Genomic DNA, 10,043 nt, shown 5'->3' on the forward strand with positions numbered 1-10,043 from the left:
CCATCAGCTATGGGGCCTTCGTGGCGCTGATGGTGCCGGTGTTGCATGATTGGGCTTCAATGACCACCGCACTGCACTTCCACCCCCACGGCTGGGTCTCCTGGCTCTTCACGCTGTACGGCACGGGCGTGCTCGCGTGGAGCGCGCGCAATGTGCGTGCCGTACGCCGGCTGGGGCGCGCGGCCGCGCAGCAGGCATCGGCGCCTGCCCCCGGGGCGCACACGCCGCCCTCGGGGCCGGCGGTGCTGGTCACGGGCGCCACCGGCTTTGTGGGCAGCGCCCTGGTGCGGCAGTTGCAGGCCGAGGGCGGGCGCGTCATCGCCCTGTCGCGCGATGCACGGCAGGCACAGGGCCTGCTTGGCCCCGGGGTGTGGGTGGTGGAAAGCCTGGACCAGATACCCAGCGAAACCCACATCGGCGCCGTGGTGCATCTGGCGGGCGCCCGGGTGCTGGGCCGGCCCTGGACTGCCGCGCGCCGGCGCGCGCTGGTCGAAAGCCGCACGCAGGTGGCGATGGCCCTGGTGCAGCTGATGCGGCGGCTGCAGCAGGTGCCGCAGGTGCTGGTGAGCGCATCGGCCGTGGGCTACTACGGCGCGGCCAACAACCTCGATGGCGCGGCCCTGGCCGAGGACGGTCCGCCCCAGCCCGGCGAATTCCAGTCCGACCTGTGCGTGGCCATAGAGCATGAGGCGCGGCGCGCCGAGGCCCTGGGCGTGCGCGTGGTAAGGCTGCGCCTGGGCGTGGTGCTGGGCCGGGGCGATGGCGCCTACCCCATGCTGGCCCTGGGCGCCCGATTCGGGCTGGGCGCGGTGCTCGGCTCGGGCCGGCAGCCGGCGCCGTGGATCCACCTGGCCGATGCGCTGGGGCTGATCCGCTTTGGCCTGGCGCACCCGGCGCTGGAGGGTGCGGTCAACGCCGTGGCGCCAGAGACGCCATCGCAGGCAGGTTTCAGCCGGGCGCTGGCGCAGTCCTTCGGCCGCAGGGTTTTCCTGCGCATGCCCGGGGCGCCGCTGCGCTGGCTGCTGGGCGAGATGGCCACCCTGCTGCTCGACGGGCAGCACCTGGAGCCCCGGGCCGCACTGCAGGCCGGCTACCGCTTCGAGCATCCCACCCTGGCCGGAGCGCTGCGCGACCTGGCCGGGTGAGAGGCTGTGGATTCTTCAGGCGCGGGCTGCGCGTGCGCGGCCGCGCTGGTTGGACACCACCACGTTGTCCTTGGCCAGGGGCTGGCCATCGCGCACCGCGGCCAGCCAGCCTTCGGTGCTGGCCACCGCCGCGAAGTTGCTCTGGAAGACGACGCTGAAGACGCGGTGGATCTCTTCGGCGCTGGCATAGCCCGCCGCGTTTTCGTAGGGCAGCGCGCCCGTCGCGTCGGAGAGGAACTCCACCGCCAGTCCGCGGTGCATGGCCTCGAAGACGGTGGAGGCATCGCAGTTGTGCGTCATGTAGCCAATGACGCTGAGCGTGTCGATGCCGTTGTCGGCGATCCACTGCGCCAGGTCGGTGCCCGTGAAGGCGCTGGGCGTGGCCTTGGTGACCAGGTGGTCGCGGTGGCGGCGCGCCACTTCGGGGTGCAGCTGGCCATTGTGGGCATCGGCCTGGAACACCGGCGCGCCCTTGGGCGCATGGTGCTGCACCACCACCACCTTCACGCCGGCGGCGTGGGCACCATCCATGGCCTGCAGGATGCGGGGCAGGCTTTGCTGCACAGGCGGGTATTCGATGGGCAGCAGGCCGCCGTCGAAGTACTCGTTCTGGACATCGATGACGATCAGGGCGCGGCGGGGTGCAGTGGACATGGCAAGGCTCCGTTCTGGTGGTTGATGGGCTCGATCTTAGGGTCCGGTCCGTTCTTCCGATAGCGGCCCGAATGCCAATCATCGATAGAATCGGGCCATGTTGCTCCACAAGCCAGAGACCGTTGCCGTGGTCGCGTTCGACGGCATCAGCCCGTTCCACCTTTCGGTGCCCTGCCTGGTCTTTGGCGAGGACCGCGATGAGGACCGCGGCCATCGCTTCGCGCTCTCGGTCTGCGCCGCGGCGCCCGGCGCGCTGCGCACCAATGCCGGCTTTGCGATCCAAGTCGCGCATGGGCTGGAAATTTTGCGCAAGGCCCAGATCATCGTCGTGCCCTCGTGGTTCGACGACACCCGCGCGGCGCCGCCCGAACTGCTGGACGCGCTGCGCAAAGCGCACCGCCGCGGCGCGACCATCGTGGGCCTGTGCCTGGGGGCCTTCGTGCTGGCCGAAACGGGTTTGCTCGAAGGCCGCACGGCCACCACCCACTGGTACCTGGCCGAGCGCTTTTCCGAGCGCTACCCCCGCGTGCAGCTGCAGCCAGAGGTGCTGTACGTGGACCATGGCGACGTGCTCACCTCGGCCGGCACGGCTGCCGGCATCGACTGCTGCCTGCACCTGCTGCGCGTGCGCCACGGCGCCGATGCGGCCAACCGCGCGGCGCGCCGCATGGTGGTGGCGCCGCACCGCCAGGGCGGGCAGGCCCAATACATCGAGACCCCCGTGCGCGCCGCGCCCGAACGCGACCGCCTGAGCCCCGTGATCGACTGGATGCTGCAGAACCTGCAGCATCCGCACGACCTCGATGCACTGGCCGGCAAGGCGCTGATGAGCCGCAGGAGCTTCACGCGCAACTTCCGCGAGGCCATGGGCACCACCGTGGGCCAGTGGCTGCTGCACCAGCGCCTGGCCCTGGCCCAGCGCCTGCTGGAAAACACCGAGGCATCCATCGAAGCGGTGGCCGACCAGGCCGGCTTCGGCACCCCGGCCTCGCTGCGCCAGCACTTCGCGGCGGCGCTCAAGGTCTCGCCGCTGGCCTACCGCAGGCAGTTTCGCACGACTTGAGGGCCACCTGGGCCGCAGTGCTCACCACGCGTTGCGGGAACCCTTGGGGCCTTGGAGCTTCAGGCTGAGGAGCACCGACACCAGGATGATGGCGCCCACGACCGCCAGCGACCAGTGCGTGGGCAGGTGGAACCAGGGCGAGACCAGCATCTTGCCGCCGATGCACACCAGCACCAGCGCCAGGCCGTACTTGAGCAGATGAAAGCGCTGGGCCATGTCGGCCAGAAGGAAGTACAACGCCCTGAGCCCCATCACGGCGAAGATGTTGGAGGTGAAGACGATGAACGGGTCGGTGGTCACGGCAAAGATGGCCGGGATGCTGTCCACCGCGAACACCAGGTCGCTGGCCTCGATCATCACCAGCACCAGGAACATCGGCGTCGCATGGCGCACCCCGCCGATGCGCACGAAGAAGGCCTGGCCATGGAAACCCGGCGTGATGCGCAGGTGGCTGCGCAGCCAGCGCAGCAGGGGGTTGCTGTCCAGGTCGGGCTGGTGCTCGGCCAGCACCAGCATCTTGATGCCGGTGACCACAAGGAACAGGCCGAATACGTAGAGCACCCAGGCGAACTCCGACACCAGCCACACGCCCGCCAGCACCATGGCGGCACGCATGGCAATGGCGCCGAGCACGCCGTACAGCAGCACGCGGCGCTGCAGCTGAGGCGGCACGGCGAAGTAGCCGAAGATCATCACGAACACGAACATGTTGTCCACCGACAGGGCCTGCTCGATGAGGTAGCCGGTGAAGAACTCCAGCGCCTTGCGGTTGGCGACCTCGCGGCCGGCCACGCCGTCCAGGTACCACCACAGCAACGCGCCGAAGCCGCAGGCCAGGACCACCCAGGCCAGCGCCCAGCCTGCGGCTTCCCGGGGGCCGACACGGTGCGCCTTGTTGCCGCCGAGCACGAACAGGTCCAGCGCCAGCATGGCCAACACAAAGGCGATGAAGCCGGCCCACATCGGGCCGGTGGCCAGGGTGTCGATGCTGCCGGTCATCGCCTGGCACCGCGCCCATTCAACTGGCCGCCATCCACAGCACCAGGATGCCCGCACCCACGCCCGCGGGGATGCCGAAGCGCTCCAGCCTGGAGGCCGGCTCGCCAGGGATCACCTCCACGGGCACGGTGGCGCGCTCGATCACCTGGTTGGTGATGGAGTTCTCGACCATGCGCACCAGCGAGCTCTTGCGCGCCGTGCTCATGACGATGCAATCGCAACCGAGCCGGCGCGCGGTCTCCACGATGCAGTCGGCCTTGTCGCCCACCTCCAGGTGCACGGTGTAGGGCACGCCGGCATCGTCCAGCGCCTGGCGCACCGGGACAAGGGCCTGCTCGGACTGCTCCCGGTGGAGGTCCATCCGGTCGCTCTTGCTGCTGAAATCGCAGACATGCTGGGAAAACGGCGGCTGCACGTTGAGCACATGGATCGCCAGATCCCGGTTCTTGGTGAACTCGCCGATCACATGGCGCAGGCCATGCAGCGAATTGGCGGAACCATCCGATGGAACAAGGACTCTCAACATGGCTGTCTCCTTCCGAGTGGTCGGTGTGGTGGCCCGCTCCGCGGCCACCGTGCGGTGTTGGGGAGCAGCCCTGCGGTCTGCATGCCTGGCCCCACGATAGCCAGGCGGCCGCTTTGTGAAAGCAGAGAATTGGGAAGCGACAGTTCTGAAAAACCGGACAGTGCATGGGCCCCGACTTCAGCTACCGGCACCTCTACTACTTCTGGGTCGTCGCCAAGGAGGGCGGGGTCGCGCGCGCCGCCGAGCGCCTGGGCATGGCCGTGCAGACCGTGAGCACGCAGGTGCGCGAACTTGAGCGCTCGCTTGGCTATGCCCTGCTCAAGCCCTCGGGGCGCGGGGTGGCCCTCACCGACGCAGGTTTGGCCGCCATGCGCCAGGCCGAGCAGATCTTCCAGCTCGGCGAACAGCTGCCGGCCGCCGTGCGCGATGCGGCCGGCGCCCCCACGGTGCGCCTGGTGGTGGGCATTTCCGACCAGTTGCCCAAGCTCGCGGTCAGGAGCCTGATGCAGCCGGTGATGCAGGCACCGCAGCTCAAGCTGCTGTGCCTGGTGGACGAGTTCGAGGACCTGCTGGGCGACCTGGCGCTGCACCGGCTCGACGTGGTGCTGGCCGACCGGCCCGCTCCGCCCAACCCCAGCCTCAAGGTTCACAGCCACCCGCTCACCTCCTCACCCCTGGCCTGGTACGCACCGCCCGCGCTGTATTCGGCGGCCCGGCGCGGCTTTCCGCAATCGCTGGCCAAGGTGCCCGTGCTGCTGCCCACCACCCATGCCGCCGTGCGCGCCCGGCTCGACCAGTGGTTCGAGCGCATGGCGGTCCGGCCGAACCTGACCGGGGAGTTCGAGGACAGCGCCTTGCTCAAGACCTTTGGCGCCGCGGGCATGGGCGTCTTTCCGATGGCGGGCCTGGTGCACGACGAACTGACAGCCCACTACGGAGTCAGGAGGGTCGGTGCCTGCGAGGGCGTGGACGAGCACTTCTTTGCGATCGCAGCGCACAGGAAAGTGCTGCATCCGCTGGTGGAAAAGCTGTTGCCGAGCGGCCGCTAGCGCCCCCGCCGTCGGCGAGGGGTTGCAGGCCGGCGGCCGGCCTCACTGGACCGGATGCGCGTCTGCTCCTTCGATGCGTCGAAGACCAGGGTCGAAGGCCGGTTGGGCCAGGGCCACGCCCACGCACGGGCCGGTCCACCGGCAGGACCAATGGGGTTGCGCAGGTCTGGCTCGGCCAGGGTTGGCGGCGCACCGGGGTTGAACTGGTACTGCATGCCGAAACGCTCGTACTCATCGGGCTTGAAGGCGCCGATCACGCCGATCACGCCGATCACGCCGCCGAACAGCTTGCCCTCACGCGTGTTGCCGGCCAGCATGGGCACGCGGTGGTAGCGCCTGGCCAGGATGGCGACATGCGGCTCCAGCGGCAGCACATGGCCATCGACGAACACCGGCGGAGCCGTGCCCTGCCCTGCGGCCGCCTCGGCGATCAGCAGGGCCTTCAGCAGCGAGCGCGCACAGCCCCGGGCCCCACACCCGCCATGAAGGCGGGCACGCATCAGACGCGCAGGTGCGCGCTGGCCATATGGTGCGGGTGCAGGTGCGGCGCCGGGTTGGCCGCGCTTTCGGACAGGCGTTGCGTCCAGCGCTCGGCATGCTGCAGCAGCAGCTCGATCGCCTGCAGCAGGGCGGGCGCGCTGGCCTCGGCCCAGGGCAGCGGCAGGTGCACCACGGCCTGGCCCTGGGCGTCGAGCGCGGCCCAGCCGCCGCCAAAGCCCGCGCCCATGTGGTTGCCCTGCATCAGCACCTGCAGCGTGGCCAGGCCGTCGGCGCGCCTGCCGCGCAGCACACATGAGAGCAGCCAGCGCCCCTGGGCCGGCGCGGGATGGACTTCCACCACCTGGTCTCCGTCGAACAGCAGCCGGCAGCAGCCGCGCGCGTCGGGCCGCAGCGCCGGGATGCCAATGGCCTCCCCCAGCGCGGAAATCACAGCAGCAACGGCATCTTCGGACATGACAAAAAGCGTAAAGCGAGGCGCACAAACGACAGCCGCGCGACGGGCGCAATGATACGCTTGTACACTTGTTAACAATCTGGCGCCTGTTAACACTGTTTTCGGCAGCCGCGTTGCCCGGCCCGGGGCTGGATGCACCCGAGGCACGGGCCATTCCGGGCCCAAGACAGTGCTGACAGGCCCTAGCGCGACTGCGCCGCCCCGGCTGCCGGCAGGCAACGCGATACCGTGACTTCGTTGACTTCACCGTCGCGCCGATACTCGAAACGATCTGCCAACCTCTGCACGAAATGCACGCCCAGGCCCCCTATGTCCCGATCATCGAGCGACGCCCCCACGTCGGGCTCCGCCACGGTGGTGGGATCGAATGCCCGCGCATGGTCACGCAACACGGCCTGCAGCCTGGCCGGCGCATCAAAACGCAGGTGCACCTCCACCAGTCCGCCCTTCCCCGCGTAGCCATGCATGGCCACGTTGGTCAGCAATTCGTCCAGCATCAGCCCGAAGGACGAGGCCAGGGGCATGGGCACGCCGCTCTCGTCCGCCCAGGCTTCCAGCCGCTCGAAGAAAGCGGGAAGTTCGGCTACGGTGCCGTGCAGGGTCTGCTGCCATTCGAGCGGTGGATTCATAGATGTCTGCGCACTGAAACCTTGGGCTGCACCTGCGGGCGCTGTTGTCTGCGCCGCAGTCCGGTGGGTCGCGAAAGCATTGTGGCATGAGCCGGACCATGCAAACGCTTTCATCCCCCTCTTCTGCCCAGGCCGCCGGCACGGCCGTGACTGCCAAGCCCACGCTCGCCGCACTGTGGGAACTGGGCGGGCTGTGGCTGCTCATCGTGCTGGCCGGCATCGCACTGATCGCCAGCCTGCTGCTGGACGTGCGCGCGCAGGAAGAGGCGCAGATCCAGCGCTCGCGCCTGTCGCTCACGCTGGTGGAGCTGCAGGAGGCCATCGAGGGCGATCTGGCGCTGGGCTTCGACCTGCCGGACCACCGCGGCATCCAGCCCCGGCTGGAGCGGGCCTTGGCCAGTGACACCCAGCTGTACGCCGTCGATGTGGTGGACCGTGCGGGCTTCGCCCTCTTCAGCACGGACCGGGGCGCCATCGGCGAGGCGCTGCAACCCCGTGCGGCCCGCGCGGCCGAGGCCGGCGCGCGCCAGGACCGGGTCTGGAGCGCAGCGCTCACGGGAGAGGCCATCATGGGCCTGCCCCTGCACAACGCCTTCGGCGAGGTCGTGGGCCACATCAGCGCCACGTATGCGACCCAGCCCGTGCGCTTTCGGCTCGCGATCTGGCACCCCGACGGGAAGACGCTGACCCTGGGCGCCATGGCGGTGCTGGTGCTGGCCATCGCCGGCCTGCTGGGCTGGCTGGCCACGCTGTGGGCCCTGCACCCGCAGTCGGCCCGGCTGCGCGCCGAATGCGAGAGCGCCCAGACGCGGGCACTGGTGCGCAGCGCCCAGGTACGCCAGCGCATGGACGAGTGCCTGGTGCGCCTGGATGAAAGCGAGCGTCCGGAATGAGCACGCGCCGACATTGCGCACCTGCGACCCGCCTGGGCATCGCGGCCCTGGTGCTGCTGCTGCTGGCGGCCTGCATCCTGTCCGTCTACACCTATGAGCAGCTGCGTGACATGCGGGCCGCAAGCGACCGCACGCGCTCGCAGCTGATGGCGCAGTCGCTGAGCCTGCGCATCACCCATGCCGTCGAATCCGGCATCCCGCTGCGCGCGCTGGTCGGCGTCGAGGCGCTGTTCCAGCAGCGCATGGCTTCGCAGCCCGACATCCATGCCGTGGCACTGCTGCTGCCCGACGGCACGGAGCTGTGGAAGACCACGCGCGACGCGGGCGAAGCCGGCGCCACGGCCGAAGCGCCCGTGCAGTTCCGCGGTGCCTCCGTCGCGACCCTGCGCCTGGCCTTGCGCGACAGCGGTGCGGCCACCTTTGCCCGCGCAACGGCCGCCCTGCTGCTGCCGGCCATCGGCCTGCTGGTGCTGCTGGCCTACCTGGCGGCGCGTTTCTCCCAGGCCCAGGGCATCGAGCTGCGCAACCATGCTGCCTGGCGTGCGCGCCGCGCCATCGCCCAGGGCCGCTACGACAACACCGTTGTGCTGCCACAACGCCGCGGCTTCGATCTGCGGGTGCAGCAACTCGGCCACGCGGTGCGCGGAGCGCACGAAGGGCTGGTGCGCGTGCGCCGGCTGATCGCCTCGCTGCGCCAGACGGAGCCGCAGCACGCGCGGCGCGAGCGCCTGGACCAGTTGCTGGCCGAGGCCGAGGCCGACGACCGCTTCGCCGAACACGGTATCGCCCAGGTGCGGGTCGTGGCGGCAGAGGCGCAGGCGTTCTGGATCACCCTGCTCGTGTCCTTGAGCGCGCTGGCGCTGCAGACCCTGTGGCTGCGCAGCCTGCACCTGCAAGGCGACACCCCCTGGCAATGGCAGAGCCTGGCTCCCGCCACGGCCGCCAGCCTGGCCGCGTTCTTCCTGGCGAGCATGGCCGCCTGGTCCGTGACCCGCTGGCGCCAATGGCCCGCGCCCACCGTGGTGCTGCCCGCCTGCGCCGCCCTGCTGGCCACGGCCATGGCCTGCGCCGGCGGCCTGCCGGCAAGCCTGCCCTGGACTTTCGCCATCGCGGCAGGCGCCTGGCACGGCCTGGTGGTGGGTGCGGTGCTGGCCGCCTGCCAGGCCGTCGAGCGCGTGCCGGGCACCCGGCCCGAATACGCCCATGCGCGGCCGCGCTGGCGCGCCGCAACCTGGAGCGGCTGGACCGTGACCGCCATCTGGCTGGGCCCGGCGCTGGGAGGTCTGGCGTTGGATGCCCTGGGCATGCTGCAGGGTGCCTATGCGCTGCTGCTGCCCGCCGCCTGCGCCGGCTTTTTCGTGGTGCGCTGGAACGAGCCACGCAGCCCCTGGCGTAACCGCACAGGCGTGCACGGCACGGCCCTTCCCGCGCATGCCAGGCCCGCGGCCGAGCGCGCCCGGGCACTGGGTCAGTCCGCTGCCGCCGGCTTGCTGCTGGGGCTGGCGCTGGCCACGCATGCGCTGGGGCAGCCCAGCTTCTGGACACCGATGCTGGGGCTGGGCATGGCCGCGGGGCTGTTCCTGCGTGCGCGCATGCCCTCCCCGGGCGCGCTGGCGGCCGCAGCCGTGGCCGCCCTTCTGGTCCTTGGCGCGGCCTCGCACTGGCCGGCCACGGGCCGGTACCTGCCGGACGCAGCGCTGATGCTGGCCGCCCTGCTGGCAGGCGGCGCACTGGGCCGGCTGGCGCGCGCGACCGGGGGTGAGCGCCGGCTGCCCGCCCTGTCGCCCCTGCAGTGGGCCGCGATGGGCGCCGGTGCCGTGTGCGCCAGCGGTGCGGTGGGCGCCCACCTGCACGGCGGCTGGCCGCTGCTTGCGGCCGTGCTGCTGCTGGTGGCGAGCAGCGGACACAGCCCACGCGCTGTCCCACGCCCCGTCCCCGGTGCAGACAAGGGTGCGGATGCGGCTCCCGCCGGGGGGCACCATGCACCTTAGGCACCGGCTGATCGCCATCCTGCTGGCCGCCATGGCCTTGCTGGTCGCGGCCTTTGCCGCGATGGGCTGGCTCAGCGACCAGCGCTGGTCGCAGCGCTACGACGAAGTGCTGCTGCAGAACCAGCGCATCGCCTGGGAC

At 70.6% G+C, this 10,043-nt stretch carries 11 protein-coding genes; 5 read left to right on the forward strand and 6 right to left on the reverse strand.

Annotated features, from left to right (window positions below; translation table 11 throughout):
* Nucleotides 1-1,145 (forward strand): TIGR01777 family oxidoreductase (locus tag ACK59X_RS08485; RefSeq protein WP_409956457.1); only part of this gene is annotated, 1,145 nt, incomplete at its 5' end.
* 15 nt (nucleotides 1,146-1,160) lie between these two features.
* Here the strand turns inward: ACK59X_RS08485 and ACK59X_RS08490 are convergent.
* The gene (locus ACK59X_RS08490; protein ID WP_409956459.1) at nucleotides 1,161-1,799 is read right to left on the reverse strand and encodes a cysteine hydrolase family protein; all 639 of its coding nucleotides are present in this window, start codon (nucleotides 1,797-1,799) and stop codon (nucleotides 1,161-1,163) included.
* A 97-nt stretch (nucleotides 1,800-1,896) separates the two neighbouring features.
* Here ACK59X_RS08490 and ACK59X_RS08495 point away from each other — a divergent pair, with 97 nt between their 5' ends.
* The gene (locus ACK59X_RS08495; protein WP_409956461.1) at nucleotides 1,897-2,862 is read left to right on the forward strand and encodes a GlxA family transcriptional regulator; all 966 of its coding nucleotides are present in this window, start codon (nucleotides 1,897-1,899) and stop codon (nucleotides 2,860-2,862) included.
* A 21-nt stretch (nucleotides 2,863-2,883) separates the two neighbouring features.
* Here ACK59X_RS08495 and ACK59X_RS08500 read toward each other — a convergent pair whose 3' ends face one another.
* Together ACK59X_RS08500 and ACK59X_RS08505 are read right to left on the reverse strand one after the other, a co-directional pair.
* Nucleotides 2,884-3,861 carry a TerC family protein gene (locus ACK59X_RS08500; RefSeq protein WP_409956463.1) on the reverse strand — a complete coding sequence of 326 codons (978 nt, stop codon included), beginning with the start codon at nucleotides 3,859-3,861 and terminating at the stop codon, nucleotides 2,884-2,886.
* Nucleotides 3,862-3,880: 19 nt separating this feature from the next.
* Nucleotides 3,881-4,387: a universal stress protein gene (locus ACK59X_RS08505; RefSeq protein ID WP_409956465.1), complete on the reverse strand. Its 507-nt coding sequence runs from the start codon at nucleotides 4,385-4,387 to the stop codon at nucleotides 3,881-3,883.
* 164 nt (nucleotides 4,388-4,551) lie between these two features.
* Here ACK59X_RS08505 and ACK59X_RS08510 point away from each other — a divergent pair, with 164 nt between their 5' ends.
* Nucleotides 4,552-5,436, forward strand: a complete 885-nt coding sequence (locus ACK59X_RS08510) for a LysR family transcriptional regulator (protein WP_409956467.1) — start codon at nucleotides 4,552-4,554, stop codon at nucleotides 5,434-5,436.
* On the opposite strand, the gene ACK59X_RS08515 is transcribed toward ACK59X_RS08510, so the two are convergent.
* From ACK59X_RS08515 to ACK59X_RS08525, 3 genes are all read right to left on the reverse strand, one after another.
* The gene (locus ACK59X_RS08515; protein WP_409956468.1) at nucleotides 5,433-5,936 is read right to left on the reverse strand and encodes a hypothetical protein; all 504 of its coding nucleotides are present in this window, start codon (nucleotides 5,934-5,936) and stop codon (nucleotides 5,433-5,435) included. The genes ACK59X_RS08510 and ACK59X_RS08515 overlap by 4 nt on opposite strands.
* Entirely contained in the window at nucleotides 5,936-6,391 is a 456-nt protein-coding gene (locus ACK59X_RS08520; protein ID WP_409956470.1) for a type III secretion system chaperone, read from the reverse strand. Before ACK59X_RS08520 ends, ACK59X_RS08515 begins: the two co-directional genes overlap by 1 nt.
* A gap of 182 nt (nucleotides 6,392-6,573) precedes the next feature.
* The gene (locus ACK59X_RS08525; RefSeq protein ID WP_409956472.1) at nucleotides 6,574-7,020 is read right to left on the reverse strand and encodes an ATP-binding protein; all 447 of its coding nucleotides are present in this window, start codon (nucleotides 7,018-7,020) and stop codon (nucleotides 6,574-6,576) included.
* A gap of 98 nt (nucleotides 7,021-7,118) precedes the next feature.
* On the opposite strand from ACK59X_RS08525, the gene ACK59X_RS08530 reads away from it, so the two are divergent.
* Together ACK59X_RS08530 and ACK59X_RS08535 are read left to right on the forward strand one after the other, a co-directional pair.
* Entirely contained in the window at nucleotides 7,119-7,913 is a 795-nt protein-coding gene (locus tag ACK59X_RS08530) for a hypothetical protein (RefSeq protein ID WP_409956474.1), read from the forward strand.
* Nucleotides 7,910-9,904: a hypothetical protein gene (locus ACK59X_RS08535; protein ID WP_409956476.1), complete on the forward strand. Its 1,995-nt coding sequence runs from the start codon at nucleotides 7,910-7,912 to the stop codon at nucleotides 9,902-9,904. Before ACK59X_RS08530 ends, ACK59X_RS08535 begins: the two co-directional genes overlap by 4 nt.
* Nucleotides 9,905-10,043: the final 139 nt, after the last annotated feature.

Origin of the sequence: Acidovorax sp. (assembly GCF_046339755.1) — a bacterium.
Taxonomy (GTDB): Bacteria; Pseudomonadota; Gammaproteobacteria; order Burkholderiales; family Burkholderiaceae_C; genus Acidovorax.